Origin of the sequence: Variovorax sp. GrIS 2.14 (assembly GCF_046115955.1) — a bacterium.
Classification (GTDB): domain Bacteria; phylum Pseudomonadota; class Gammaproteobacteria; order Burkholderiales; family Burkholderiaceae_C; genus Variovorax.
On record NZ_JBJXIA010000013.1, the window covers coordinates 125,085 to 150,717 of the forward strand.

The following is a 25,633-nucleotide window of genomic DNA, read 5'->3' on the forward strand; positions in this document are numbered from 1 at the left end:
CCGGGTTCTCAGTTTTTAGGCGGTTGCGGCCATGCGCGTTGCGGCTCGCGAATCAGCTCGAAAGCGCGCGACACCTTGAGCACGCCCAGGTCGTCGAAGCGTTGTCCGGCAATCTGCAGCCCGATGGGCAAACCCGTCGCGCTGTAGCCGCAGTTGATCGATGACGCCGGCTGCTCCGACATGTTGTACGGCACCGTGAAGCCGATGTGCTCCAGCGGCCGCAACGGATCGTTGGTCGGCGATGCATGGTCGGCAGGGGCCGGCATGTTGGGCGAAACGGGCGAGATCACGTAGTCGTACTTCGCACAGGCATCGACCGTTGCCACGCGGGTCGCATGGAACTGACTGAGGGCACGGAACACATGTTCGCCGCTGAACCCGGCGGCGCTCTCGGCCCACTGGAGAATGTACGGCAGCACCTTGGCGCGTCGCTCAGGCGGCAGCGTCTTCATGTCCACAAGCGAGCGCATGCGCCACAGGTGATCCATACCGTCGAGCATGGCCTGCGACATGAAGGGCTGCATCGGCTCGACGATGGCGCCGGCTTGTTCGAAGAGACGTGCTGCATTTTCGATGGCCGCCTTGATCTCGGGCTCGACCGCCAGGCCGCAGCCGGCATCGAGCAGCAGGCCGATGCGCAGTCCCTTCAAGTAGTCGACAGCGACTTCGCTGGAAGACCATGCGATGTCTTGCGCCGGCAAGCTCATGCTGTCGCGTGCATCGGGCAGTGCCAGCACTTCCATCATCAACGCCGCATCGCCCACGGTGCGCGTCATGGGACCGGCCGAGCGACCCATGTACGGCGGGTCGATCGGAATACGGCCCAGACTCGGCTTGAGCGTGAAGATGCCGCACCAGCCGGCCGGCAGGCGCAACGATCCGCCGATGTCCGTGCCAACGTGAAGCGGTCCGTAGCCAGCGGCTGCGGCAGCACCTGCGCCGGCGCTTGAGCCGCCCGGCGTCTTGCTCAAGTCCCATGGGTTGCGCGCCAGCGTATGAAAGCTCGACAGGCCCGACGACAACATGCCGTAGTCGGGCATCGTCGTTTTCGAGACGATGACTGCGCCGCTTTCTTTCAGGCGGGCCGAGGGAGGCGCGTCTGCGGGGGCGGGGCGCAGCTCGACAGCCGCCGTGCCGGCCGGCAGCGGATCACCGCGCGTCGCGATGTTTTCCTTGATTGTGGTCGGCACACCGTCGAGCGGGCCGAGCGGTGAACCGTTGCGCCAGCGCGTTTCCGATGCGCGCGCCTGCTCGAGCGCGGACTCGGGACGCAGCAGGTACGTCGCCTGCAGGTGCGGCTCCCAACGCTCGACGTGCGCGAGCACCGCCTGCGTCACCTCGACCGGCGAAAGCGCGCGATCGCGATAGGCGTCGACCAGCTCGCGCGCAGTCAGTTCGTTGAGTGCCTGGCTCACGACCAGCTCAGTGCCGACAGATCGTTGACGAAAATCGGCATTTCTTTCCACAGTCCCTTCACGCCCTTCTTGGCGATGGTGGGGAACTGCGGCTGGTACATGAAGCCGTTGGCGGCATCGGTCGCCAGCATCTTTTGCGCTTCGCCCAGAAGCTTGAGGCGCTCGGCCGCGTTGCCGGTGCTCTTGATCTTGTCGAACAGCGTGTCGAAAGCCTTCGACTGGTAGCCCCAGTAATAGTCCGGCTTGGCGTAGTTGCCGATGTCGAACGGTTCGACGTGCGAAATGATCGACAGGTCGTAGTTGTGCGGGCCGCCGTAGGTGTTGCTGAGCCACTGCGCCCACTCGACGTTCTGCACCTTGACGACGATACCGATCTTGGCGAGCTGAGCCACGACCACTTCTCCGCCCTGCCGCGCATAGGGCGGTGGCGGCAAGGTCATCGTCAGTTCGAGCGGCGTCTTGACGCCGGCTTCGGCCAGCAGTTTCTTGGCCTTTTCGATGTCGAACGGGTTGATGCCAGTGGTGTCGATGTAGCCCGCCGCGCCCGGCACGTAGTGGCTTCCGATCGGCACGCCAAAGCCATCGGCGGCGCCTTCGATAAAGGCTTTGCGGTCGAGCGCAGCCAGGATGGCGCGGCGCACGCGCACGTCGTCCAGCGGCTTCTTCTTGTTGTTGATGGCGACGATGGTCTTGGCGCGCGAGCCGCCGAGGATCACCTGGAATTGCGGGTTGCTCTTGAACTGCGGAACGATGCGTGTGCCGGCGCGCGGGAAAGCATCGACGTCGCCGGCCAGCAGCGACGCCGCCTGCGCGGCGGTGTCGGCGATGAAGCGGAACGTGACCTTGTTGATCTTGGCGTTGCCGGGGCTGCGAAAGCCTTCCCACTTGGTCAGAACGAGCGACGAGCCCTTGGCCCAGCTCTCCAGTTTGTAGGGGCCGGTGCCGATCGGTTTGGTCGCGTTGGTGTCGGCGCTCTTGGGCTCGACGATCACGGCCGTCGCTTGCCCCAGCACGAAGGGCAGGTCGGGATCGATCTCCTTGTTGATCACGACCACGGTGGCGTCGTCGATCACTTGCGTGCTCAGGTTGGCGAACGTCCGCTTGTCCTTGTTGGTGCTCTTCTCACCGCCGGCGCGGTCGAAGGCGAACTTGACTGTCGTGGCGTTGAACGGTTCGCCGTTCTGGAACTTGACGCCGCGGCGCAACTTGAAGGTGTACGTCTTCAGGTCGGGCGATACCTCCCAGCTTTCGGCCAGCATCGGCGTCACGCTGCCGTCGGCGTTGATCTTGGTCAGCGTTTCGAGCACGTTGTATTGAACGATCTCGGCAATGGCTGCGGCGGCGCCTGCGGTCGGATCGAGCCCCGGCGGTTCGAGCGCCATGCCGATCACGATCGAATCCTTGCGGCCTTGCGACAAGGCAAGCGTTGGCAAGGTCGAGGCCAGTGCGGCCGCGGCAGATGAGGTGAGGACGGTGCGTCTGTTCAGCATGGTCGGGGCTCCAGAAGGACTGATGAAATCAAGGAAAAACAAAGTTACATCATGCGCGATCAGCCTGTGGGCCGGCAAGCATTTGCTTATGCGGGCATCACCGGTTCCGCCCGGGGGACGGCCGCCAGCAACGCCTGCGTGTAGGGGTGTTGCGCGTGCGCGAACAGCTGCTGCGGCGCACCGCGTTCCACGATGACGCCACGGTGCAGCACGCACACGTCGTCGCACAGATGGTTGACGACTGCGAGGTCGTGGCTGATGAGGAGATAGCTGATGCCGAACTGCTGCTGCAGGTCGTTCATCAAGTTGAGCACTTGGGCCTGCACCGACACGTCTAGTGCACTCACCGGCTCGTCGGCCACGATGAGTTTGGGTCGCGTGATGAGCGCACGGGCGATCGCGATGCGTTGCCGTTGGCCGCCCGAAAATTCGTGCGGATACTTGTTCATGTCGGTCGAGCGCAGACCCACCGCGGCAAGCGATTCACTGGCGCGTTCACGCTGCTCGGCGCGCGTCGTTTCGGCCAGCGCCTCAAGCGGCTCGGCAACGATGCGCGCGACCGTTTGACGTGGGTCGAGCGAGCCGTACGGGTCTTGAAACACCATCTGGATGTCGCGTCGCGCAGTCCGCAAATCGGCACGCGGCAAGGTGTGCAAATCGCGACTCAGCAATTCGACACGGCCAGAGGTCGGCTTGTCGAGCGCCATCACCAATCGCGCGATGGTCGACTTGCCAGAGCCCGACTCTCCGACGATGCCGAGGCTGCGGCCTTGTTCGATCGAGAAGCTCACGCCATTGAGCGCCTTCACCAGTTTGGGCGCAGCGAACAACGACTCACGCGGCATGGCGTAGTGGCGCACCAGGTCGGTGACTTCGAGCAGCTTGGGTGCGATGGAGCTGGTTGCAGAGGTGCTCACGGATGCGCTCACGACACTGCCTCCAAAGCCATCGGGCTTGAAGGTGGCATGGGCGTGAGATCGCCGAGTCGTATGCAACGCACGACGTCGCCACTCGGCAATGCGACAGGCGGTGGCCGCGTCGAAACGCAGGCATCGATGGTGTATGCACAGCGCCCCGCGAAGGGGCAGCCTGGCGGCATGTCGACCAGCTCGGGCACGCTGCCTTTGATAGTCGCCAGCCGCACGCCGCGCGGTGCGCCGAGGGCAGGCCGTGCTGCGAACAGACCTTGTGTGTACGGATGCGCACGTTCAGCGAAGACGACCGAAGTCGCACCGCTTTCGACGATGCTGCCGCCGTACATGACCATCATCTTCGAGACGCTCTGCGCGATGACGCCAAGGTCGTGCGAGATCAAGATCAGCGCCATGCCGCGCTCTGCGACCAGGCTCTGGATCAGGTCGAGGATCTGCTTTTGAATGGTGACGTCGAGCGCGGTGGTCGGCTCATCGGCGATCAGCAGATCGGGACCGCAGGCCAGCGCCATCGCAATGCCGATGCGCTGCCGTTGTCCGCCGGAGAACTGGTGCGGATAGGCGTCGAGCCGTGACGCTGCATCGGGGATGCCGACGCGGTCGAGCAGTGCCAGCACTTCCTTGCGTGCCGCTGCACCCGACAACCGGCGATGCAATCGCAACGGCTCACCCACTTGCCGCGCGATGGTGTGCACCGGATTCAGTGCCGTCATCGGCTCCTGAAAAATCATGCCGATTCGGTTACCGCGTATCTCGCACATGGCAGCCTCGTCGAGCCCGACGAGTTCGGTGCCGTCGAAGCGGATGCTGCCGGTGACCTTCGCGGTCGAGGGAAGCAAACCCATCAACGACTGCACGGTAATCGACTTGCCGCAGCCCGACTCACCGACGATGCCCATCGTCTCGCCGCGCTCCAGTGCAAAGCCGATGCCGCGCACTGCTTCGGCCGGGCCGCGTTGCGTTTGCAGTTGAATGTGGAGATCGTTGACTTCGAGCAGTGCCATGGGATTTTTCAGCGGGGCTTCATCGGGTGCTCGTCGGGGTGTTCAACGAGCGCGCGCAAGACGTGGATCGAGCAGGTCGCGCAGCCCGTCGCCGAGCAAGTTGAGCCCAAGCACCGCCAGCGCAATGGCCACGCCCGGAAACACCGCGAGTAACGGCGCCTGGAACATCATGGTCTGCGCCTCGCTCAGCATGCGGCCCCACGAAGGTTGCGGCGGCTGCGTGCCGAGGCCGAGGTAGGAGAGGGCGGCCTCGGCAAGGATCGCGATGGCGAAGCGAATGCTGATCTGCACGATCAGCACGGCCGAGATGTTGGGCAACACGTGCTGCATGGTGATTGCGAACGACCCCTTGCCGCAGGCGCGCGAGGCCGCAATGTATTCACGCGACCAGATCGCGTTGGCCGATGCGCGCGTGATTCGCGCAAAGGTCGGAATGTTGTAGATGCCGATCGCGACGATCGCATTGACGATGCCGGCGCCGAACACCGCCGTCATCATGATGGCCGACAGGATGGCAGGAAAGGCCAGCGTGAAGTCGGAAAACCGCATGACGGCTTCTTCGATCCAGCCGCGCCGTGCTGCAGCGAGCAAGCCGAGGGCGGTGCCCACCGTGAGGCCGATGCCGACAGCGATCATGCCGACCAGAATGGACGCGCGTGCGCCAACCAGCAACAGCGAGACGACGTCGCGGCCATAGGTGTCGGTGCCGAGCCAATGCGCACCCGAAGGCGGCTTCAGCTTGTCGGCGAGGTCTATCTCGTACGGTGACCACGGGGTCCACACGAGAGACACGGCGGCCGCCAGCAGCAGCAGCGCTGTGAGCACAGCGCCGAGCATGAAGCTGCGGTGGTGCAATGCGCGGCGCCAGAAGCCCGGCACTGTGAGCGCCGCACCGCTCGGAATGACGATGGCGTTCATATGTCGCTGGCCTTGATGCGCGGATCGATGACCGCGTACAGCACGTCGACCACGAAATTGACGATGACCACCATGGCCGCGAGCAACATCACGCAGTTGCGAACGACGATCAAATCGCGGTTGCTGATGGCCTGAAAGATGAGGCGGCCGAGGCCGGGCAGGTAGAACACGTTTTCGACCACGATGGTGCCGGCCAGCAACTCCGAAAACTGCATGCCCATGACGGTGACGACGGGGATCATGGCGTTGCGCAGCACATGGGTCCACAACACGGCGCGTTGCGATACGCCTTTGGCGCGGGCCGTCCTGACGAAGTCTTCGCGCATGACCTCGAGCACGGCAGATCGCGTGATGCGCGCAAGGATGGCCGCCTGCACGACTGCGAGCGACAACGCGGGCAACAGAAGAGCCTTGATGCCGGCCGCCACACCGCCAATGCCTTCACCCCAGCCGTCGAAGCCGCCGGCCGAGAACCACTGGAGGTTGACCGAAAAGACGAGTATCAGAAGGATCGCGAACCAGAAGTTGGGAATCGCGATGCCGATCTGCGTCATGCCCATCAGGCCGACATCGCCGAGCTTGTTGTGACGCGCTGCAGCAGTCACGCCGACCAGCAGCGCGAGCACGGTGGTGAGCGCCATCGCCATCAGGGCGAGCGGCACGGTGAGCGAAAGCCGTTCGAGAATAAGGTCGAGCACCGGTGAGCTGTAGGCATAGCTGTCGCCGAGATTGCCGGTGAGGATGCCGCCGATCCAGTGCCAGTAGCGTGTCCAGGCCGGCTGATCGAGGCCGAGCTTGGAGGCCAGCGCCGCCACCGCTTCAGGCGCGGCATCGGGGCCCATGAGCAACTGCGCGGCATTGCCGGGCAGGATCTCTAGTACGAGGAAGACGATGACCGAAGCGCCGATCAGCGTACCGATCAGTGTGGCGAGGCGCTTTAGAAGAAACAGACTCATGAGGCGGGGCGCAGCATAACCCGACACACGCAAGCGCCATGCCGCCGCGCGGATAATTGCCCCCATGGCACTCATGATCACCGACGAATGCATCAACTGCGATGTGTGCGAACCCGAGTGCCCGAACGACGCCATCTACATGGGTGTCGAGATCTACGAGATCGATCCGAACAAGTGCACCGAGTGCGTCGGCCACTTCGATGAGCCGCAGTGCGTGCAGATCTGTCCGGTGGCGTGCATACCGACCCACCCTGGGCACGTCGAGACACGCGAGACGCTGTGGATGAAGTTCGAGCGCCTGACGGCCGACAAGGCGACTGTGGGTGCTACGGCTTCGCCTGGCCCTTGAAGGTCTGCGTTGATTTGCGCGGCTCGGTGGCGAGCTTGCGCAGGCGCGCTTGTTGCAACTTTTCGGCAGATGTCAGCTTGCGCTCTGCGATGGCGTTGCGGCGCGCATCGGCTGTAGCGCGACGATCGCTTTCTGCTGCCGCTTTCTCTCGACCGAGCCGGCTGTGTTCGAGTTCGTCGGCACGGCGCTCATCGCGTCGCGTTGCCGCATCGGCCGCACGGCGGTCTGTTTCGCTGCGCGAGTCGTCGACCTTCACCTCGCTGCCGCCCTTGCAGGGTTGATCGGTGTAGGTATTGCCGCAGCGCCAGGTGCCTTGTGCATTCGACTGCGCAGTGGATGCTGCGGTAGCCGCTGCAGCCGTTGCAGCCATTGCGAAAAGGCCCGCGGCAATGAGCAGACCGGTGATGCGTTGTTTCGGTAACTTCGTTGCTTTCATTTTTGTTCTCCCTTTGTGTCGTGTCGCTTGTCAGGCTGCGGCTGGCGCAGCGCCGCCTTCGCTGCCAGCGCCTCCACCGCCACCATCCGGCTCACGGCGCGGCGGTTTGGGTCTAGGCGGCTTGCTGGTGTGGATGAGCAAAGTCGCCTTCTCCATCTGCCCGGCCAGCAGCGACGGCACCGCATGCAGCGTGCGCGCGATGGCATCGTCGATAGCTTCGCGCTGTTCCTTCAATGGCTTCTTGAGCACCCAGTTCACCACCTCGGATTTCACGCCGGGGTGCCCGATGCCGAGGCGAAGTCGCCAGTAGTCGCCAGTGCCGAGTTGCGCATGGATATCGCGCAGGCCGTTGTGTCCGGCGTGGCTGCCGCCGAATTTGAGTTTGGCCTCGCCAGGCACCACATCCAGCTCGTCGTGGGCCACCAGAATTTCTTCCGGCGCGATCTTGAAGAAGCGAGCAAGTGCCGCGACCGACTTGCCCGACAAGTTCATGAAGGTTTGTGGCTGGAGCAACCAGACCGGTTGACCGTTGACCTGCGCGCGTGCCGCGATGCCGTGGTAACTGCGCTCGGGCACCAGCGACACCTTGAGGTCACGCGCCAATGCATCGGTCCACCAAAAGCCCGCGTTGTGCCGCGTGGCTTCGTATTCCGGGCCCGGATTGCCGAGGCCGACGAAGAGCTTGATCATCTGGAAATTATGAGGGGAGGTTGTCACTGCACAAAAGCAAACGGCCCGCACGAGGCGGGCCGTTTGCGGCACAAGGCGCGAAAGAATTACTTCTTTGCGGTCTTGGCAGCAGGCGTCTTCGCTGCCGGCGTCTTGGCAGCGGGTGTCTTTGCAGCAGGTGCCTTGCCGCCCTTGCCAGTTGCCGCGGGCGCAGCGGCGTCGGCTGCAGCGCCTTCGGCCGGCTCGTCGACTTCTTCAGCCGCAGGTGCCACAGCCGAAGCCAGCACCGGGTTGAGCTTGCCGCGGCTGACCCACTTCACGCCACGGGGCAGCTTGATGTCTTTCAGCGTGACAGTGCCGTTCTTTTTCAAGCCAGACAGGTCGACTTCGATGAACTCAGGCAAGTCGGTCGGCAGGCAATTCAATTCGAGTTCGGTCGTCACGTGGTTGACGAGGTTGTGCTCGAGCTTGACGGCGTCGGATTCGGCTTCGTTCTTGAAGTGAACCGGCACCTTCATGGTCAGGCGCGTGCGGGCGTCGACGCGTTGAAAGTCGATGTGTTGCACCAGCTGTCGGAACGGGTGGTACTGCACGTCGCGCAGCAGCACTTTGCTGGCGGCACCGTCCATTTCCATTTCGAGCACGGTCGAATGGAAAGCTTCTTTCTTCAGGGCATGCCACAGCGCGTTGTGATCGAGTTCGATCAGCATCGGCTGGCCTTCACCACCGTAGACGATACCGGGCGTCTTGCCCGAAATGCGGAGACGGCGGCTCGCACCCGTGCCCTGCTTGGCGCGCTCAAAAGCGACGAATTTCATGGTTAACTCCTTGGAGCGATGGCGCAATTGCCGTTTCGCTTCTTAAGCGCCGACCGCGACCAGTGCGGCGCCGGTTTCAAAATGGCTTCCCTGAAAGAGAAGCCGGCTTTTTGCTCAGAACAAGTTGTCTTGATCCGAGAACAAACTCATGACCGACTCACCTTTGGCAATGCGCTGGATCGTCTCGGCAATCAGCGGTGCCACGGAGAGTTGGCGAATCTTTCCGCACGCCAGCGCGTTTTCGGAAAGGGGAATCGTGTTGGTCACGACCACTTCGTCCAGTGCCGAGCCCTGGGCGATGCGCTCGATCGCAGGACCCGAAAAAATCGGGTGCGTGCAATACGCATAGACGCTCTTTGCGCCACGCTCCTTCAAGACCTCGGCCGCCTTCACCAGCGTGCCGGCGGTGTCGATCATATCGTCCATGATCACGCAATTGCGGCCATCGATTTCGCCGATGACGTTCATCACTTCGCTCACGTTCGCCTTCGGCCGACGCTTGTCGATGATGGCCAGATCGGTGTTCAATTGCTTTGCCAGTGCACGGGCGCGGACCACGCCACCGACATCGGGCGACACGACGATCAGGTCTTCGTAGTTCTTCAAGCGCAAGTCGCCGAGCAAGACCGGTGACGCGTAGATGTTGTCGACCGGAATGTCGAAGAAGCCTTGAATCTGGTCGGCGTGAAGGTCCATCGTGAGCACACGCTCGACACCGACGGTTTCAAGCAGATTGGCAACGACCTTCGCCGAGATGGGCACGCGACTCGAGCGCGGGCGACGGTCTTGCCGGGCATAGCCGAAATAGGGAATGACAGCACTGATCCGGTCGGCCGAAGCACGCTTGAGCGCGTCGACCATGATCAGCAGTTCCATCAGGTTCTCGTTGGTCGGTGCGCAGGTGGACTGCACCACGAAGACATCGCGCGCCCGGACGTTCTGATTGATCTCGACCGTGACTTCACCATCGGAAAAGCGGCCGACCCGGGCCGCGCCCAAGGTAGTGCCGAGGTGCTGCGCGATTTCCGCCGCAAGGCCAGGATTGGCGTTGCCGGTGAAAACCATGAAATCAGGATGATGAACCTGCATGAGGGTCTCGGCAGAATGCATCCGGCAATGCGAAATGGCCCGGTCGAGCCGCTAGGTCCAGGGTCTTGCAGCCCGACGGCTGCAAGTTCAAAACGTTTGGCAGGGGCGGAAGGAGTCGAACCTTCGAATGCTGGAATCAAAATCCAGTGCCTTAACCAGCTTGGCGACGCCCCTACACGGGTGGACGACCAGCTCTTTTGGAGCGGACGCCTACCGAAAATCCTGACTAATCAGCGGCCCACCCGACAAGAGGATGAACCGCCAGATTGCTGCACTTGCGAACTCGCCAGCCCTCAGGGGCATCTGCCAGTTCAACATCGTGCGGCATTGCCGCAAAAACCGCACTTCCGGAGCCGGTCATTCGGGCTGAAAGTCCTTGAGCTCCGAGCCAGTCGATGGCATCGGAAACCGCCGGGCAAAGCCTTTGTGCAACCGGCTGCAGGCCGTTGTGACCAAAGGCAAAACCCGATTTACCGGAGTTGGAACCTGAGGCCGCGCTATCTGCAGCAAAGCCCGAGATTATAGCAGCGGGCGTAGCGCGGTTCAGGTCCGACGCTTCAAAAATGAGACGGGTTTCGAGTCCCTCGGCAGGCTTTGCGACGGCGAACCGGGCTGCAGGCACGTCGATCGCAGTAATTTGGTCACCGATGCCCTCGACCCAAGCGTTGCGCCCGCGCAAGAAGAAGGGCACGTCTGCGCCCAACGCCAGCCCGATTTCTTCGAGCCGTGCCAAAGGCAAATGCAGTTTCCAGAGCCGGTTCAGTGCCAGCAAACAGGTGGCCGCGTCAGAAGAGCCACCGCCCATGCCGGCCTCCGCAGGGACATCCTTCGCCACGCCGATGTGCGCACCCTGTCCGGGCGATGCGAATCGCTGCAAGGCACGCGCGGCGCGCAGTATTAGGTCCTCGGCGGGTAGCTGCGTGGTGAGGTCTTCGCGGCTGAGGCCCCCGTCGCTCCGCAATTCAACGTGAAGCGTGTCGCACCAGTCGATCATCATGAAGACCGATTGAAGCAGGTGATAGCCGTCGGCTCGTCGCCCCGTGATGTGGAGAAACAGGTTCAGTTTGGCGGGCGCCGGGAGATCGTAGAGCGCCTTCATGCCCGTTCGAAAACGACGCGCAGATCGGCGCGCGGCAAGGGCGCTTCGCGGCGCGCTTGCAGTCGCCCTTGCGCCAACTGCCCCAGTTCGGCCCTCCAGCCGGACACCTGCGCATCCTGGCCGACGAGCCATCCGAACAGCGCGCCGACAGGAATGGCTGCACCAGTGGCGGCCTGGATCAACTGGTCGACCGAATCGAACCGGCGTGTTCGGCTTCCGTCGTTCAACACCGCCTCGCCGGGCGCCCAGTGCAACGCTGCCAGCGTGCTGCCGATCGGGCTGGTCAACGTCAGCTCGCCCGATTCGGCAGTGCCGCGTAGCTCGAAAAGGGCGGAAAAGGTCTGCTCCGGTTCACTTTCGATCCTGAGGGACATGCGGCCGGTCCATGCCTGCGCATCGGAGCCGTTCGACGGATTCTTCACCGTGGCGCAGCCCGACATCACCAACATCGCAACGCCACCCAGCGTCAGCGCAAATCGACGCGACGGCTGGGCCGCGGCATCGGTCACAACTTGACGCGCAGGCGCTTGAGCGTTTCCTGCAAGGTTTCGTTTTCGGCATCGGCCAATGCCGCCTCTTTCCAAATTGAGACAGCGCGCTCTTTCTCGCCTGCATGCCAGAGCACTTCGCCGTAGTGGGCGCCAATTTCCGGATCAGGGCGCTGCTTGTAGGCCGCTTTAAGAATGCGGGTGGCCTCGGCAGTGTTGCCCAACCGGAATTCAACCCAGCCGAGGCTGTCGGCAATGAATGGATCTTCAGGGGCGAGTTGCACTGCCTTCTGGATCAGCGTGCGCGCCTCATCGAGTCGAACCTTGCGATCGGCAAACGAGTAGCCCAGGGCGTTGTAGGCGTTCTGGTTTTCGGGCTTCAACACGATCAGACGGCGCAGCAGGCGCTCCATGTCGTCAAGGCGATTCAGCTTCTCGGCAACCATCGCTTGGTCATAGATGAGGTCGCTGTTTTCCGGCTCGTCCGCGCTGGCCTTGGCCAGCATGTCATAGGCCGCCTGGTACTGCTTGCCGTCACGCAGCAACTGCACCTCTGCCATGAACTTCTGCTTTTTGTCCTCGGGGGTGCCCTCGGGCAGTGCGCGAATGATCTCGCGCGCTTGCGGCAACTTGCCTTGACGCGCCAGCAGCCCGGCGCGGCGGCTTTCCGCCGACACCATGTCGTCGGTGCTGTCGATCTTCGTGAGCCAACGCTCGGCTCCCGTGAAGTCCTTGCGGCGCTCCGCCAACTGCGCCAGCATCAGATACGCCTGCGTTTCACCGCGCTTGCGTTCGTCGGCATCGCGCTGGCCGTTCGAGAGCTCGATGTAGCGCTTTAACGAGGTTTCGGCGGCCGAGTCTTGCCGCGCTTGCGACTGAAGCGAGCCGAGCAGCAGCCATGGGTCGGGCATGTCGGGGCGTGCTGACGTGAGGCTCGCCAGTTCGGCAGTGGCTTCGGTATAGCGGCGGCCCTCCGTCAGCACGCGCGCATAGGCCATGCGAACTTCGGGCACGGCTTTCGGGCTTGCCAGATAGCGCTTGACGATGGGCTCGGCCAAGGGCTGTGCTGGGTCTATCAACTCCAGCGCCAGCACAGGCGGGCCATCAGATGAGGGATCGGCCTCCTGGCCTTTGATCGCTGCGTCGAGCGCCCCCGAATTATCGCCAGCTAACTGGCGCAATCGGCCAACTGTGGTCCAGGCCAGACCAGCCGTCGCGGGATTTTTAAGGTCGTCGGCGAGCGCCTTTTCGACCACCTCTGCGGCGACCTTTTTGTCGGTTGCGCGTGCGTAGTTGCGCGCGATCATTGCCATCAAAAACGGGTGTTCGGGCAGCGGCGTCGCGGCCAGTTCGATTCGCAGCGGCTCCACGGTTTCGCCAATGCGATTCAACGCGATCAGGATCTGCAGTTCGAAGCGACGAGCTTCGCGAGACGTCGGTACCGCCACTTTCCAGGCGCGCGTCGCAGCGAGCGCTGCATCGCCGGAGCGCGACTGCAGCGCGATTTCGACCGCACGTTGAAAGAGCTTGCCGTCGCCTGTCTTGCGACCCGCGTCGAGCATCAACGCGTAGCCATCGCCTGGCTCGCCTGAGCGTGCGGTCAGTTCGCCGAGCAGCACTTCGTAGAACAGCTGCGCAGTCAGCGCTGACTGATCCGGGGGCGAGGTGTCTTCCACTGCGGGCGGCGCTGCCGTTGCCGCAGGCGTCGTCACAGGAGATTTGGCAGGTTCAATGATCGGCGCCGGACTGGTCGGCGCCGCGGCGGGGGGCGTTGCGGGCTGGGCGTAGGCGGCCACTGCCAGAAACATGGGAAGCGCGGCCGCCGCAAGGCGGAGTCGGCGGGGCGGTAAGGTCATCGAACCATAATAATCCAAGGCTTTTGCGTCACGTTGAGCGAGGGCTTAGGAGCCTGCCCGAATTCGTGTCAGTGTTTATCGATTGCTTGGCTCTGCATGCCCGAATTACCCGAAGTTGAAGTCACAAGGCTCGGATTTGCCGATCGGATCGCGGGCGCGCGCATTTCGGCCGTGCAGGTCGGAAAGCCGCTCCGCTGGGCGCTATCGGTAGCGCCCGCGGCCTTGGTCGGGCGAACTGTTACGGCGGTGCGCCGGCGAGGCAAATATCTTCTGGTCGACATGGACCGGGGGCTCTTGCTATTGCATCTCGGCATGTCCGGCAGCTTGCGCTTCACATCAGGGCTACCGCCAGCCGGTCCGCATGATCATTTTGATTTGATGACCGACAAGGGCACGTTGCGCCTGAACGATCCGCGGCGCTTTGGTTCCGTCGTGTATGTCGAAGACGAGGGGGCGCCGCTAGCGGTCAAGTTGCTGGGAGGGCTCGGCATGGAGCCACTGGGCGATGCCTTCGATTTCGAAACTTTCCATGCCGGCCTGCGCCGCCGCAAAGCCGCAATCAAGCAAGTGCTGCTCGCCGGCGACGTGGTGGTGGGGGTCGGAAATATCTACGCGTCCGAGGCGTTGTTCATGGCGGAAATCCGGCCGACGGTGTCTGCAACACGGATCAGTCGCCCGCGGGCCTTGCGCCTGCACGCCGCCATCCGAGAGATCCTGGCGCGGGCGGTGCAGCGCGGTGGCAGCACGCTGCGTGACTTTTCGAATATCGATGGGCAATCCGGTTACTTTCAGCTCGAAGCCACGGTTTATGGGCGCGCAGGCGAGCCGTGCCGAGTTTGCGGAACGCAAATCCGACAAATCAAGCAAGGGCAGCGCTCGACATTTTTCTGCAACAACTGTCAAAAGTACTAAAACAGTCTGGGTATTGACCCCGCCGCTCGGGCTGTGGATGCTATATTTTGTAAGCCCACTTACATATTCCAATTGAGCCGCTCCTTCAACCAGCAATTCGACCAGCATGGCGCTTGGCGACGCAATTTCGCGCACCGCCTGAAATGGCTTGCGGGTTGGCTAGACGAGAACGAGTTGCTCGACCAGGCCGTGGCCGAGCGACTGCGCGAACTCGAATCGCAGATGCGGACCAGCAAAGTCATGGTGGCTTTCGTTGCCGAGTTCTCGCGCGGCAAATCAGAGCTCATCAACGCGATATTCTTTGCCGGCTATGGGCGGCGGATTATGCCTGCCAGCGCCGGGCGCACGACGATGTGCCCGACGGAACTCGGCTACACGGCCGGCCAGCTGCCGAGCCTTCGCCTGCTGCCCATTGAAACGCGGCTCGAAGCCTATTCTTTGGCGCATTGGCGCGACGAGCCCGAGCGTTGGACCGACATTCCAATCGATGTCGACGACGCGGAGCAGCTCGGCGGCGTGATGAACAAGGTCGCCGAGGTGCGTTGGGTTCCTATTGAAGAAGCCAAGGCGCTGGGCTTCTGGAGCGACGATACGCCGGACGACAACCCGGTGCGCGACTCCGGCGGCCGCGTCGAAATCCCGCGCTGGCGGCATGCGCTGCTGAACATGCCGCATCCCTTGCTCGAGCAGGGTTTGGTTATTCTCGACACGCCGGGTCTGAATGCGATCGGTGCAGAGCCCGAACTCACCGTCAGCCTGATTCCGCAGGCGCATGCGGTCGTTTTCATTCTGGGCGCCGACACCGGCGTGACGCGCTCCGATTTGGCAATCTGGCGCGAACACCTTATTACCGAAGGCGACGCCGGCGAGACGCGCATCGTCGTGCTGAACAAAATCGACACGATGTGGGACACGCTGAGCACGCCAGCACAGATCGATGCGCAAATCGAACGCCAGCGCGTCGGTGCCGCAGAGTTGCTGGGCGTTCCACTCGCGCGCGTGCTGCCGGTATCTGCGCAAAAGGGCCTGCAAGCCAAGATCCGCCGCGACCCACCGTTGTTGCAGGCGAGCCGCTTGCCGGCGCTCGAATCGGTGCTGGGCGAAGGTTTGCTGGGAAAACGCGAAACGATGCTGCGACTCGCTGTCGATTCGGGCATTGCGGCGCTCAGGGCCGAAGCGGCGCGGATCCTGACCGTGCGCCAGCGCGACCTATCTGAGCAAGCGCTCGAACTGCAAGGCCTTCGCGGCAAAAACGTCTCGGTCATCCGCCACATGCGCACGCGCATCGAACAGGAGCAAACCGAGTTCGAAGGCAGCAACACGCGAATTCTTGCTTTGCGCTCGGTCCAGGGAAAGCTGCTGCGCGAGGTGTATGCGGTGCTGGGCAGCACGGCGCTCAAGGCCGACATGGGCCGGCTTGCCGCGGCGTTGAAACGGCCCGGCATCAAGTTCAACGTCCGCAAGATCTACGCGGAAACCTTCGATGCGCTGCGCAACAACCTGCGTGAAGTGCAGGCCACCACGGCCGAAATTCAGGCCATGTTGCATGCGACCTTTCGACAGCTGAACGCAGAGCACGGCTTCACATTGCAGGCGCCGGCCGAGCCTGACTTGGTCGGATTCGAACGTCAGCTGACGCAGATCGAAGTCAGCCACACGCAGTACCTCGGCGTCGGCAACTTGATCAAACTGGCGCAGCCCGACTTCTGCGACAAACTCGTGCGCGCACTGGCCAGCCGCCTGCGGGTGGTCAACGAGGCGGCAATGACCGAGGTCGAGCGCTGGAGCAAGGGAGCTGGCGCCCAACTCGATGCGCAACTGAAAGAGCGTCGCCGCAACTTCGGCAAGCGAATCGAAGCGGTCGAGCGCATCCAGCATGCAGCCGGCAGCCTGGAAGAGCGGCTCACCGAACTGGCTGTGCAAGAGAGTGGGCTGGGCGAACTGCAGAAGCGCCTGCGCGAACTTACCTCCATGCTCACCAGTAACGAAGCACCCACCGCTTTTTCAGTCCGCAGCGAACTGAGTGCAGTCTGAACCGACCGCGTCGGCCGTCCAGCGGCTGGCGCCGACCTTTGCCGCGCGCATTGCGGGCTGGCAGGCAACCCATGGCCGCAGCCATTTACCTTGGCAGAACACGCGCGATCCGTATCGAGTCTGGCTGTCGGAAGTCATGCTGCAGCAGACACAGGTGGTCACGGTACTCGGCTACTTCACGCGCTTTTTAGAAAAGTTTCCAACGGTCTTAGCGCTCTCTGCGGCGACCGAGGACGAGGTGTTCGGCCTCTGGAGCGGCCTCGGCTACTACAGCCGCGCGCGCAACATGCACCGGTGTGCGCAAGAAGTGGTCGAGCGTTTCAGCGGCGCGTTTCCACACACGGCGGCGCAGTTGCAGACACTGCCCGGCATCGGCCGATCGACCGCCGCAGCAATCGCGGCTTTCTGCTTTGGCGAACGCGTGGCCATCCTCGACGGCAACGTCAAACGTGTGCTGACGCGCATGCTGGCGTTTGGCGACGACTTGTCAGTGGCGGCCAACGAACGCGCGCTTTGGAACGATGCGACGACCTTGCTTCCGCCCGCCGATGAGCCGGCGGAGATTACGCGTTACACGCAAGGCTTGATGGACTTGGGCGCGACGATTTGCCTCCCACGGAAACCCACCTGTTTGCTATGCCCGGTAAGCGATGCCTGCGCTGCGTTGCGCGAAGGCGCACCGGAGCGCTATCCGGTCAAGCTGCGCAAACTTCGACGTAGCTCGGAGTCACTGTGGATGCTTCGCGCCCGTGATTCGAAGGGACGCGCCTGGCTTGAGAAGAGACCGGCGCGCGGCATCTGGGCGGGCCTGTATTCGCTGCCGGTCTTCGAAAGTCGAGCGGCACTTCTCGAGGCTTTGCCGTCATCGTGCAATACGGTGCAAGACGAAGTGCCGTTCGTTCACGTGTTGACGCACAAGGATCTGCATCTGCATCCGGTCAAGGTCGAATGGATGGGCGCGCTCGCCTTGTCTGAGCACGGGCGCTGGTTCGATGCGCACGAATGGACCGAACTCGGGCTGCCCGCACCGGTGCGCAAATTGCTGGTTGCTGGCGGTTGACCGGACCCACGCCGGGGCCGTCAGAAGCCCACCTCAGGTCGCGTCGAGTTCGCGATGCCGCTTGAGCGCGGCCCACCGATCGCCGAATCCTCGTGCCAATTGCTCGACCAGAAACACAGAGCGGTGCTGGCCGCCGGTGCAACCGATCGCTACCGTCACGTAGCTGCGATGGTCGCGCGCCAGCGCATCCAGCCAGCGGCCCAGGAACTGCTCGATGTCGCCGTACATGCGCGCGACGTCGTCATGCGAACGCAGCCAGTCGATCACCTGCACATCGCGTCCCGTGAGCGCGCGCAAGGCAGGCACGTAGTGCGGGTTGGGAAGCATGCGCACGTCGAATACGAAGTCCGCGTCGAGCGGCACACCGCGCTTGAAAGCAAACGACTGAAAGACCAGCGTCAATGCGCTTTGCGGCGCCGCGATCAACGCCTTGATGTAGCTCTGCAACTGCGCTGGCCGGATGATGCTGGTGTCAATGACGTCGGCACCGTCGCGCAGATCGGCCAGCAGTTCGCGCTCCAGCTCGATCGACTGCACCAGTGCGCGTTGTTGCTCGGGCAGGTCGGTCAGAGGGTCTTGGCGTGAGAGCGGATGGCGGCGCCGTGTTTCGGAATAACGGTGCACCAGTGCATCGGTCGTCGAATCCAGAAACAGCGATCGCAGCACCACGCCTTCGCGTCGCAAGCTGTCGAGCTGCTGCGGCACGAGCGGCAACGACACGCCGCTGCGCACGTCCATGGCAATCGCAACGTGGCTCGCGTTCTGCTGCTTTTGCAATGCGACGAAGGCCGTGAGCAACTCCGGCGGGAGATTGTCGACGCAGTAGTAGCCGGCGTCTTCCAGCGCATGCAACGCGACCGACTTGCCGGACCCGGACATACCGGTGATGAGCACGATGTCGAGGCTCATGGCGCAGTCGCCGGCGCCTGCTTTTCGAGCATCTCGCGGGCATGGGCAAGAGAGGTTTGCGAAACTCGCTCGCCGCCGAGCATTCGGGCGACTTCCTGCGTGCGGCCAGCGGCATCGAGTGGCGCGACAGTGCTTTCGGTGCGCGCTGCCGCTCCCTTGCCGCTGCGGGTCTGCCGTTTGGCGACCAGAAGATGATGGTCGGCACAGGCCGCCACTTGCGGCAGGTGCGTGACCGCCAGAACCTGCCGACTGCGGCCGAGTTGCGCCATCAAACGTCCCACCGTTTCGGCCACGGCACCACCGACGCCGGCATCGACCTCGTCGAAGATCAGCGTTTGTGCGGCGCCGAGTTCGCTTGTCGTCACAGCGATGGCGAGCGCAATGCGCGACAGCTCACCGCCCGAGGCGACCTTGCCGATTGGCCGAGGCGTGCTGCCGGGATGACCGGCGACGAGAAAGATCACTTCTTCGAGGCCGGCACGGCCGGGTTGATCGAGGGGCTGCAGTTCGACTTCGAAGCGACCGCCTTGCATGCCGAGACCCTGCATCGCTCTGGTGACGGATTCGGAGAGGCGCGGCGCCGCTTGCTTGCGCGCTTTGCTGAGCGCCTTTGCATCGCGCAGGTAGCCTTGTTTGGCGGCTTGCTCGGCGCGATCGAGTGCATCGAGGTCGCCTTGCGCATCCAGCGCCTTCAATTCAAATTGCCAGCCCGTGAGCAGCGCGGGCAGCTCTGCCGGCGGCCGCTTGTACCGCCGTGCCAGCGACATCCAGAGACCCATGCGCGAATCGAGTTCGGCCAGGCGCTGCGGATCGGTGTCGGTATGCCGAAGGTAGCCGTGCAGCGAATGCGCAGCGTCCGCAGCTTGCGCAACGCTGGACGCCAGCACTTCGCCGATGGCCTTGAACTCAGCCTCCATATGCTCGGTGTCCTGCAGCAGGGCGACTGCACGGGCGAGGGCGGACAGAGCGCCGGCGTCGTCGTCCTCCAGCGCCGCGATGGCACCTTCGGCAGCCTCGATCAGCGCCTGTGCATTGGAGATGCGGCTGTGATTGGCCGACAGCTCTTGCCATTCGCCTTCGACGGGCGCGAGCTTGCTGACTTCGCCGAGTTGCCACTGCAGGCGCTCGCGTTCTCGCTGCAAGGAATCTTGTGCTGAGCGCGCGACATCCAGCGCGGTCAGCGCCTGGCGCCAGCCGTGCCAGCTCGCCTCCAGCGCGCGCGTGTTCACGTCGGCATACGCATCGAGCAGACCCCTAACCGCGTCTGGCCGGGTCAGGCTCTGCCAAGCGTGCTGGCCATGAATATCGAGCAGCAGGTCGCCCACGGTGCGCAATTGCGCGGCGGTGGCCGGGGCGCCGTTGATCCAGCCACGGCTACGTCCTTGCAGGTCGACCGTTCGGCGCAGCAGTAAAGCCTCGTTGGCTTCGAAGCCACCTTCGTCGAGCCACGACGCCAACGCTGGTGCAGCGTCGAACTCCACGCTCACGTCGAGCCGCTCGGCGCCTTCACGCACCGAACCGGCGTCGGCCCGGCTCCCCAATGCCAGTTGAAGCGCGTCGATCAGGATCGACTTGCCGGCGCCCGTCTCACCGGTCAATACCGAGAAGCCGGTCGAAAAATCCAGTTCGAGCGCATGCACGATCACAAAATCGCGCAGCGCAATACGTCGCAGAGCCACCTCAGGAACCTCCTTCGTTCCAGTGCAATTTCTTGCGCAGCGTGTCAAAGTAATTCCACCCCTTCGGATGCAGAAAGCGCACGCGATGATCCGACCGGCGAACCACAACTGTGTCACCGAGCATTAGAGTGGCGAGCGACTGCATGTCGAAGTTCGCGCTGGCGTCGCGACCCGACACCAGTTCGATCGATATCTCGTCGGCGTCCGGCAGCAGGATCGGCCGGTTCGACAATGTGTGCGGCGCGATCGGGACCATGACCCAGCCTGGAATGGCCGGGTGCATCAAAGGGCCGCCGGCCGACAAGGCATAGGCGGTCGAGCCGGTCGGCGAGGCAATGATCAATCCGTCCGCGCGCTGCACGGCGACGATGTGTCGACCGACCGTGACACGCAGTTCGACCATGCCGGATGTCGCGCCACGGTTGACCACCACGTCGTTCATTGCAAGCGCGTCGAACACGACGTTGCCCTCGCGCAGCACGCGCGCATGCATCAGGCTGCGATGGTCTTCTTCATAGTCGCCGGCCAACATTGGCACCAGCGTCGCCTTGTAGTCTTCGAGCCGGATGTCGGTGATGAAGCCGAGTCGTCCGCGGTTAATGCCGACCAATGGCACGCCGTAGCAAGCGAGCTGGCGGCCGATGCCCAGCATCGTTCCGTCACCCCCCACCACCAAGCCAAGATCGCAGGTTCGGCCGATTTCTCCGACGCTCAAGGCCGCATAGCGGCTGATCTCCGGATGCTCATCGGTCGACTGCTCGACAACGACCTCGCAACCGTGCGATTCGAGGAATGCGCCGATGTCTTCCATCACGCCGTCTTGCGCCCCGGCCTGAGCGCGCGCGCCCGAGGCTTGGTACTTGCCAATCAGCGCAACGCGTCGAAAGCGGGAGGTCATTCACAAATTACAACACTAAAATTCATCGATGCTCGACGATCGCGCCAAGTTGCTGCTCAAGACTCTTGTTGAGCGTTACATCGCTGAAGGACAGCCGGTGGGATCGCGCACGCTGTCTCGCGCTTCGGGGCTCGAACTGTCTGCGGCGACGATCCGAAACGTGATGTCCGACCTCGAGAATCTGGGCCTGATTGCGAGCCCGCACACGTCTGCCGGGCGCATCCCGACCGCGCGCGGCTATCGCCTTTTCGTCGACACGATGCTGACCGCGCAACGCGACCAGTTCAGCGCTGCCACGTTGGCGCCAGACCAGCCGCAGAAGGTAATCGCGAACGCGGCCAACCTGTTGTCGAACCTGTCGCAGTTCGTTGGCGTCGTCATGGCGCCGCGGCGCGCTTCGGTGTTCAAGCAGATCGAATTTTTGCGACTGTCGGACCGCCGGCTGCTGGTCATCATCGTGTCGCCCGACGGCGATGTGCAAAACCGGGTGATTTTCCCGGAAGCCGACTACACGCAGTCGCAGTTGGTGGAAGCGTCGAACTACATCAACGCCAACTACGCCGGGCTGACGATCGAACAGGTGCGCGATCGACTGCAATCCGAAGTCGAAAAACTCCGTGGCGAAATCGTGTTGCTGATGCAGGCGGCCGTTCAGGCGAGCTCCGAGGTGATGACGGAAGCGCAAGACGAAGTCGTGATCTCGGGCGAACGCAATCTGCTCGCCGTCTCTGATTTTTCGAGCGACATGGGCCAGCTGCGCCGGGCCTTCGAACTGTTCGAGCAAAAGGCGCAATTAATGCGTTTGCTGGACGTGTCGAGCAAGGCGGACGGCGTTCGGATCTTCATCGGTGGGGAAAGTCAGGTCGTGCCGTTCGACGATTTGTCGATCGTCAGTGCGAACTACGAAGTCGACGGCAAGGTCGTCGGCACGCTGGGTGTCATTGGCCCCACTCGCATGCCCTACGAGCGAATGATTCAGATCGTCGATATCACTTCGAGGCTGGTGACCAACGCGCTGAGCCATCGGAAGTAGGCGCCCCACTAGAATCGGCGGCGCGTGGGCCGTTAGCTCAGTTGGTTAGAGCAGCGGACTCATAATCCGTTGGTCGATGGTTCAAGCCCATCACGGCCTACCACGTTGCATTCGATGAGCATTGAAAAGCTTGCTACCACTTTGGTAGCAAGCTTTTTTTTAAGCCAGTCGATTGCCAGATTTTTGCCAGAATCTACGAGCATCGCATTGTTCTTCCGCGCATGTTGCCGCACGGTACTGATCTTAGGCTTATGCGTGGTGTTAGCATCCGGCTCATGCAGTCTTCCGAAATCACCTCGCTACGCCGCGATCTATGTTTGTCTCAGGTCGAGTTCGGCCAGTTGTTCGGCGCGCACGCCATGACCGTGAGCAAATGGGAACGTGCATTGCTGTCCCCAACTGCATACCAACAAGCGCTCATGGATCAGTTCCGACGCACGGCGGACCAAAAGCAAGAGCAAGCTCAGCAACAGGTCAAACATTTACTCGTCGGTGCGGGCGTAGTCGCTGCCTTGGTCTGGCTTTTGGGCGCAGGCAAATGAACACGCCCATGTTTCCTTGGATGGCGCAGCCGCCCTTCGTCGGCTTGATCTCACGACCAAAGCTAAGTGGCATCGGCAACCATGTCGGCGTGCAGTTGCCCAGCGGCGCCGTGGCCCACATGACCCGCGCTGGTGCCGAAATCGTGAGCCTCGTGGCTTTTGCGCAAGGCCGCATGGTCGAGCAGAAGCTCGCAGCCCCGCAGCAGACTTACGGCGCCGTCACAGCCCGCGCATCGCAATCGGTCGGCCGAACCGAGCCCTACCACTTCGTCTCGCTCAATTGCGAGCACTACGCCGCCTGGGTGTTGGGACAAAAACCAATCAGCCCTCAGATTGCAGCCCTTGCTGTATTTGCGCTGGCTTATGCAGCGTATGCGTTCACCAGCTAGTGCTGCACAAGTAACGCCAGCCGATCGGCGAGAGCACCACCGTTTCGTCCACCGAAATCATTGACGATAGGAAATACCAGTGCACATTGCATCAGTCGATGAAAAAGGCGTAATCAAAGTCGTTGGCGTCGGCGGCGGCGCTGTCAACGTACTCAACCATCTCCGCAAATACTCTGTTCCGGGCGTCGAGTGCATCGCCATGCATTCCGTTGCCGAAGCCTTGCGAGCCGGCAATGCACACAAGACCTTTCTGCTCGGCAAATCCGGCGAGCGCACATCGCGCGCAAGCGGCGCTCGCGTGGACGCCGAGCACGCAGCGAGCGACCTGCGGCAAGTTCTCGGCGGCTCGCAACTCGTATTGCTGCTCTCCGCGTTCGGCGGCGCTGTTGGCACGGGCGCAACGCCGGTCATTGCACGAACCACCAGGGCGCTTGGCATTCCGACGATTGCTCTGATCTCGATGCCTTTCAACTGGAATGGCGCTACCACCCAAGCAATCGCTGCCGCCGGCCTCGAACTGCTCTCGAAGAGCGTGGACTTGTTGGTCGTGCTGTCCAGCGATACCGCCATGGACATGCTCGGCAACGAAGACCTCAACATGGACGAAACAGTCACCGGGGTGAACGCGGTGATCGCCTTCGCCGCGGCCGAAGTGCTGAAGCTAGTGATTGCCACCGCACCATCTCAGTCCGATTGCTCGCGATTTCGCTCGACGACCGGCACCGCGGGCCTAGCGTTGTTCGGCACTGCCACGGCAGGTGGCTTCGGTCGCGCAAGAATCGCTGCTGAGCAAGCTGTCGTCTGCCCGCTGCTTGAGGGCGTCGCGCTCGCAGAGGCTCAGCACGCTTTGGTGCTGATCACAACGGCGCCGTGCACTCTGACGGCTTCGGAATCGAAACTCGTCATGGACGTGATTCGGCGAGCAGCACCGCATGCGCAATGTTCGCTCGCGACCGCCACCGACCCCCGCTTGGTCGATCAAATCCGTGTCACCGTGGTCGGTGTCGGTCTGAAGCGCGAGTGGCAGCCGGAAGACTGTCCGCTACAAACTGTCGCCAAGCGGCTTCCGGATGCGCCGATCCCATCTCTCGCCATGCAGTAGGTGCGCCGTGGATTGTGGCGCGACGCATCTGACTCGACCTGAGGCCGGCCTTTCGATGCTGTCTTCGATAGGCTACGGACGCAGCGTTTCGGCAAGGAAGTTAGTCCACAGATCAAAGCCAACGCCTTCTATGCCGCTACCACCGGCATGAGCACCGCGTCCGATACAGTCTTTACGCAGCGCAGCAAAGCCTTCCGAGTTGAACGGATACGTCTTGCCGGTCTTGTCCAGCGTGTAAATCTTCCCTTCGGGATCGCCTGTGTTAGCGCACTGCGACGGATTCTCGATATCGCCGAAGTAAGCCAGCTTGTAGAAACTGTCGAACTGGTGGTACGCACCTGGTATCTCCACCAGCTTCGCGTTGCCACCGCGATCGTTCATGAACTGCACAAAGTCGCGACACGGTCCCACCGCAGTGTCGTCATCCTTGTCGCCATGTTGGCGCCGGCCGAAAATTGACCCACCGGGGGTGCGGATAAAAACTTGGACTACCTGAAAGTAGTTCATGTATTCATACGAAGACCGCATCCGAGCGGTCACGCTCTACATCAAGCTGGGCAAGCGCACCGGGGCGACTATCCGCCAGTTGGGCTATCCGACGAAGAACTCTTTGAGGAGCTGGCATGAGGAGTACGAGCGGCGCCTGGACCTGTCGTCCAGCTACGCGCGCTCGAAGCCGAAGTATTCTCAAATTCAGAAGGAGCAGGCTGTCAAACACTACGCCGAGCACGGGCGCTGCATCGCCTCCACGGTCAAGGCGTTGGGCTATCCGTGCCGCGATTTGCTGCGTGCCTGGATTCATGAACTGGACCCCGACTCCCGGCAACGCGTTGTTGGCAGGGCCGTCAGTGCACCTCGGCCGCCGCAACTGAAGAAGCTGGCGGTCCTCGAACTGTGCACTCGTGAGGGAAGTGCGCAGGTGGTTGCTCAGAAGCTTGGCGTGAGCAGGCCGACGTTGTACAACTGGAAGAACCAGCTTCTGGGACGTGAGGCACCCGCATCCATGAAACACACCAATCAGTCCCCGCGGGCTCAAGAGCGCGACGAGCTCGAGCGCGAGGTTGAGGCGTTGCGCCGCGAAGTCAGGCAACTGCGCCTTGAGCAGGACCTCTTGAACAAGGCCAATGAACTGTTAAAAAAAGGCCTGGGCGTCGATCTGCAGCTCCTGTCCAACCGGGAGAAGACACTGCTGATTGACGCCCTCAAGGAGCATTACGGCTTGCCAGAGCTCCTTGCACAGTTGGGCATTGCACGTAGCTCGTACTTCTACCATCGGGCCCGCGCAGTGGTGGGCGACAAGTACCTCCAAGTGCGGCAGTCCATCACCGAGATCTTTGAGTCGAACCACCGTTGCTACGGCTACCGTAGGCTGCAGGCCTCGTTGACAAGGCAGCAGGTCAACATCTCGGAGAAGGTGGTGCAGCGGCTGATGAAGCAGGAGCGCTTGGTTGTTCCAATGCACAAGAAGCGCAGATACGCCTCGTACTTGGGGGAGATCAGTCCAGCACCAGAGAACATCATCAACCGCGACTTCCAGGCTGCGGCACCCAATGAGA

The 25,633-nt window shown here is 62.6% G+C and carries 26 protein-coding genes and 2 tRNA genes; 10 read left to right on the forward strand and 18 right to left on the reverse strand.

The features are described from left to right. Window positions 1-8 precede the first annotated feature (8 nt). The 6 genes from RCH10_RS19970 to RCH10_RS19995 form a co-directional block, all read right to left on the reverse strand. Window positions 9-1,415, reverse strand: a complete 1,407-nt coding sequence (locus RCH10_RS19970) for an amidase (protein WP_409053737.1) — start codon at window positions 1,413-1,415, stop codon at window positions 9-11. Next, window positions 1,412-2,905 (reverse strand): ABC transporter substrate-binding protein, encoded by a 1,494-nt coding sequence (locus tag RCH10_RS19975; RefSeq protein ID WP_409053738.1) that lies wholly within the window; start codon window positions 2,903-2,905, stop codon window positions 1,412-1,414. The genes RCH10_RS19970 and RCH10_RS19975 overlap by 4 nt, the downstream gene beginning before the upstream one ends. A gap of 86 nt (window positions 2,906-2,991) precedes the next feature. Then, the gene (locus tag RCH10_RS19980; protein ID WP_409053757.1) at window positions 2,992-3,750 is read right to left on the reverse strand and encodes an ATP-binding cassette domain-containing protein; all 759 of its coding nucleotides are present in this window, start codon (window positions 3,748-3,750) and stop codon (window positions 2,992-2,994) included. 80 nt (window positions 3,751-3,830) lie between these two features. Continuing rightward, complete coding sequence (locus tag RCH10_RS19985; RefSeq protein WP_409053739.1) at window positions 3,831-4,841, reverse strand: ABC transporter ATP-binding protein; 1,011 nt, start codon at window positions 4,839-4,841, stop codon at window positions 3,831-3,833. A gap of 42 nt (window positions 4,842-4,883) precedes the next feature. Further along, window positions 4,884-5,759: an ABC transporter permease gene (locus RCH10_RS19990; RefSeq protein ID WP_323495618.1), complete on the reverse strand. Its 876-nt coding sequence runs from the start codon at window positions 5,757-5,759 to the stop codon at window positions 4,884-4,886. Beyond that, window positions 5,756-6,715, reverse strand: a complete 960-nt coding sequence (locus tag RCH10_RS19995; RefSeq protein WP_409053740.1) for an ABC transporter permease — start codon at window positions 6,713-6,715, stop codon at window positions 5,756-5,758. The genes RCH10_RS19990 and RCH10_RS19995 overlap by 4 nt, the downstream gene beginning before the upstream one ends. A 64-nt stretch (window positions 6,716-6,779) precedes the next feature. Between RCH10_RS19995 and RCH10_RS20000 the strand changes: the two genes are divergently transcribed. Then, the gene (locus RCH10_RS20000) at window positions 6,780-7,064 is read left to right on the forward strand and encodes a YfhL family 4Fe-4S dicluster ferredoxin (RefSeq protein ID WP_187052981.1); all 285 of its coding nucleotides are present in this window, start codon (window positions 6,780-6,782) and stop codon (window positions 7,062-7,064) included. On the opposite strand, the gene RCH10_RS20005 is transcribed toward RCH10_RS20000, so the two are convergent. From RCH10_RS20005 to RCH10_RS20040, 8 genes are all read right to left on the reverse strand, one after another. Beyond that, window positions 7,042-7,500 (reverse strand): hypothetical protein, encoded by a 459-nt coding sequence (locus RCH10_RS20005; RefSeq protein ID WP_409053741.1) that lies wholly within the window; start codon window positions 7,498-7,500, stop codon window positions 7,042-7,044. The genes RCH10_RS20000 and RCH10_RS20005 overlap by 23 nt on opposite strands. 30 nt (window positions 7,501-7,530) lie before the next feature. Beyond that, a complete protein-coding gene (pth, locus tag RCH10_RS20010; protein WP_409053742.1) occupies window positions 7,531-8,190 on the reverse strand; it encodes an aminoacyl-tRNA hydrolase in 660 nt (219 codons plus the stop codon). A gap of 86 nt (window positions 8,191-8,276) precedes the next feature. Further along, complete coding sequence (locus tag RCH10_RS20015) at window positions 8,277-8,987, reverse strand: 50S ribosomal protein L25/general stress protein Ctc (RefSeq protein WP_187052978.1); 711 nt, start codon at window positions 8,985-8,987, stop codon at window positions 8,277-8,279. A 114-nt stretch (window positions 8,988-9,101) separates the two neighbouring features. Further along, window positions 9,102-10,076, reverse strand: a complete 975-nt coding sequence (locus RCH10_RS20020) for a ribose-phosphate pyrophosphokinase (protein ID WP_187052977.1) — start codon at window positions 10,074-10,076, stop codon at window positions 9,102-9,104. A 97-nt stretch (window positions 10,077-10,173) separates the two neighbouring features. Next, window positions 10,174-10,250, reverse strand: a tRNA-Gln gene (locus tag RCH10_RS20025). Window positions 10,251-10,302: 52 nt separating this feature from the next. Next, complete coding sequence (ispE, locus tag RCH10_RS20030) at window positions 10,303-11,175, reverse strand: 4-(cytidine 5'-diphospho)-2-C-methyl-D-erythritol kinase (protein ID WP_409053743.1); 873 nt, start codon at window positions 11,173-11,175, stop codon at window positions 10,303-10,305. Next, window positions 11,172-11,684 carry a lipoprotein insertase outer membrane protein LolB gene (locus RCH10_RS20035; protein ID WP_409053744.1) on the reverse strand — a complete coding sequence of 171 codons (513 nt, stop codon included), beginning with the start codon at window positions 11,682-11,684 and terminating at the stop codon, window positions 11,172-11,174. Before RCH10_RS20035 ends, ispE begins: the two co-directional genes overlap by 4 nt. Then, window positions 11,681-13,519: a tetratricopeptide repeat protein gene (locus RCH10_RS20040; protein ID WP_409053745.1), complete on the reverse strand. Its 1,839-nt coding sequence runs from the start codon at window positions 13,517-13,519 to the stop codon at window positions 11,681-11,683. Before RCH10_RS20040 ends, RCH10_RS20035 begins: the two co-directional genes overlap by 4 nt. 96 nt (window positions 13,520-13,615) lie before the next feature. Between RCH10_RS20040 and mutM the strand changes: the two genes are divergently transcribed. From mutM to mutY, 3 genes are all read left to right on the forward strand, one after another. Continuing rightward, window positions 13,616-14,431 (forward strand): bifunctional DNA-formamidopyrimidine glycosylase/DNA-(apurinic or apyrimidinic site) lyase, encoded by an 816-nt coding sequence (gene mutM, locus RCH10_RS20045; RefSeq protein ID WP_409053758.1) that lies wholly within the window; start codon window positions 13,616-13,618, stop codon window positions 14,429-14,431. A gap of 72 nt (window positions 14,432-14,503) precedes the next feature. Further along, a complete protein-coding gene (locus RCH10_RS20050) occupies window positions 14,504-16,465 on the forward strand; it encodes a dynamin family protein (protein WP_409053746.1) in 1,962 nt (653 codons plus the stop codon). Continuing rightward, window positions 16,455-17,525 carry an A/G-specific adenine glycosylase gene (gene mutY, locus RCH10_RS20055; protein WP_409053747.1) on the forward strand — a complete coding sequence of 357 codons (1,071 nt, stop codon included), beginning with the start codon at window positions 16,455-16,457 and terminating at the stop codon, window positions 17,523-17,525. The genes RCH10_RS20050 and mutY overlap by 11 nt, the downstream gene beginning before the upstream one ends. Window positions 17,526-17,558: 33 nt before the next feature. Here the strand turns inward: mutY and rapZ are convergent, their stop codons facing one another. The 3 genes from rapZ to RCH10_RS20070 are packed head-to-tail and all read right to left on the reverse strand — an operon-like array spanning window position 17,559 to window position 21,011. Continuing rightward, complete coding sequence (gene rapZ, locus RCH10_RS20060; RefSeq protein WP_323500240.1) at window positions 17,559-18,434, reverse strand: RNase adapter RapZ; 876 nt, start codon at window positions 18,432-18,434, stop codon at window positions 17,559-17,561. Next, complete coding sequence (recN, locus tag RCH10_RS20065; RefSeq protein WP_409053748.1) at window positions 18,431-20,113, reverse strand: DNA repair protein RecN; 1,683 nt, start codon at window positions 20,111-20,113, stop codon at window positions 18,431-18,433. Before recN ends, rapZ begins: the two co-directional genes overlap by 4 nt. 1 nt (window position 20,114) lies before the next feature. Beyond that, complete coding sequence (locus tag RCH10_RS20070) at window positions 20,115-21,011, reverse strand: NAD kinase (RefSeq protein WP_409053749.1); 897 nt, start codon at window positions 21,009-21,011, stop codon at window positions 20,115-20,117. 28 nt (window positions 21,012-21,039) lie between these two features. Here RCH10_RS20070 and hrcA point away from each other — a divergent pair, with 28 nt between their 5' ends. The 5 genes from hrcA to RCH10_RS20095 all read left to right on the forward strand — a co-directional run bounded on the left by hrcA (window position 21,040) and on the right by RCH10_RS20095 (window position 24,077). Beyond that, window positions 21,040-22,044, forward strand: coding sequence for a heat-inducible transcriptional repressor HrcA (gene hrcA / locus RCH10_RS20075; RefSeq protein ID WP_187052970.1), 1,005 nt, complete (start codon window positions 21,040-21,042; stop codon window positions 22,042-22,044). 26 nt (window positions 22,045-22,070) lie between these two features. Continuing rightward, window positions 22,071-22,147 (forward strand) — tRNA-Ile (locus RCH10_RS20080). A 172-nt stretch (window positions 22,148-22,319) separates the two neighbouring features. Further along, window positions 22,320-22,586, forward strand: a complete 267-nt coding sequence (locus RCH10_RS20085; protein ID WP_409053750.1) for a hypothetical protein — start codon at window positions 22,320-22,322, stop codon at window positions 22,584-22,586. A gap of 8 nt (window positions 22,587-22,594) precedes the next feature. Beyond that, the gene (locus RCH10_RS20090) at window positions 22,595-22,975 is read left to right on the forward strand and encodes a lecithin retinol acyltransferase family protein (protein ID WP_409053751.1); all 381 of its coding nucleotides are present in this window, start codon (window positions 22,595-22,597) and stop codon (window positions 22,973-22,975) included. Window positions 22,976-23,054: 79 nt separating this feature from the next. Continuing rightward, a complete protein-coding gene (locus RCH10_RS20095) occupies window positions 23,055-24,077 on the forward strand; it encodes a cell division protein FtsZ (RefSeq protein WP_409053752.1) in 1,023 nt (340 codons plus the stop codon). Window positions 24,078-24,149: 72 nt separating this feature from the next. On the opposite strand, the gene RCH10_RS20100 is transcribed toward RCH10_RS20095, so the two are convergent. Further along, complete coding sequence (locus RCH10_RS20100; RefSeq protein WP_409053753.1) at window positions 24,150-24,584, reverse strand: hypothetical protein; 435 nt, start codon at window positions 24,582-24,584, stop codon at window positions 24,150-24,152. Here RCH10_RS20100 and RCH10_RS20105 point away from each other — a divergent pair. Beyond that, on the forward strand, window positions 24,583-25,633 hold a 1,051-nt coding region (locus RCH10_RS20105), incomplete at its 3' end, for an IS3 family transposase (RefSeq protein WP_409053754.1). The two genes, RCH10_RS20100 and RCH10_RS20105, sit on opposite strands and share 2 nt — an antisense overlap.

Coding starts and splice junctions, on each gene's coding strand:
- RCH10_RS19980 (WP_409053757.1), bottom strand. CDS start 3,750: ATGCCGCGTGAGTCGTTGTTCGCTGCGCCCAAACTGGTGAAGGCGCTC.
- RCH10_RS19990 (WP_323495618.1), bottom strand. CDS start 5,759: ATGAACGCCATCGTCATTCCGAGCGGTGCGGCGCTCACAGTGCCGGGC.
- rapZ (WP_323500240.1), bottom strand. CDS start 18,434: ATGAGCCTCGACATCGTGCTCATCACCGGTATGTCCGGGTCCGGCAAG.
- RCH10_RS20100 (WP_409053753.1), bottom strand. CDS start 24,584: ATGAACTACTTTCAGGTAGTCCAAGTTTTTATCCGCACCCCCGGTGGG.
- RCH10_RS19985 (WP_409053739.1), bottom strand. CDS start 4,841: ATGGCACTGCTCGAAGTCAACGATCTCCACATTCAACTGCAAACGCAA.
- pth (WP_409053742.1), bottom strand. CDS start 8,190: ATGATCAAGCTCTTCGTCGGCCTCGGCAATCCGGGCCCGGAATACGAA.
- ispE (WP_409053743.1), bottom strand. CDS start 11,175: ATGAAGGCGCTCTACGATCTCCCGGCGCCCGCCAAACTGAACCTGTTT.
- hrcA (WP_187052970.1), top strand. CDS start 21,040: ATGCTCGACGATCGCGCCAAGTTGCTGCTCAAGACTCTTGTTGAGCGT.
- RCH10_RS20015 (WP_187052978.1), bottom strand. CDS start 8,987: ATGAAATTCGTCGCTTTTGAGCGCGCCAAGCAGGGCACGGGTGCGAGC.
- RCH10_RS20005 (WP_409053741.1), bottom strand. CDS start 7,500: ATGAAAGCAACGAAGTTACCGAAACAACGCATCACCGGTCTGCTCATT.
- RCH10_RS20070 (WP_409053749.1), bottom strand. CDS start 21,011: ATGACCTCCCGCTTTCGACGCGTTGCGCTGATTGGCAAGTACCAAGCC.
- RCH10_RS20040 (WP_409053745.1), bottom strand. CDS start 13,519: ATGACCTTACCGCCCCGCCGACTCCGCCTTGCGGCGGCCGCGCTTCCC.
- RCH10_RS20020 (WP_187052977.1), bottom strand. CDS start 10,076: ATGCAGGTTCATCATCCTGATTTCATGGTTTTCACCGGCAACGCCAAT.
- RCH10_RS19975 (WP_409053738.1), bottom strand. CDS start 2,905: ATGCTGAACAGACGCACCGTCCTCACCTCATCTGCCGCGGCCGCACTG.
- mutM (WP_409053758.1), top strand. CDS start 13,616: ATGCCCGAATTACCCGAAGTTGAAGTCACAAGGCTCGGATTTGCCGAT.
- RCH10_RS20090 (WP_409053751.1), top strand. CDS start 22,595: ATGTTTCCTTGGATGGCGCAGCCGCCCTTCGTCGGCTTGATCTCACGA.
- RCH10_RS20000 (WP_187052981.1), top strand. CDS start 6,780: ATGGCACTCATGATCACCGACGAATGCATCAACTGCGATGTGTGCGAA.
- RCH10_RS20085 (WP_409053750.1), top strand. CDS start 22,320: ATGCAGTCTTCCGAAATCACCTCGCTACGCCGCGATCTATGTTTGTCT.
- RCH10_RS19995 (WP_409053740.1), bottom strand. CDS start 6,715: ATGAGTCTGTTTCTTCTAAAGCGCCTCGCCACACTGATCGGTACGCTG.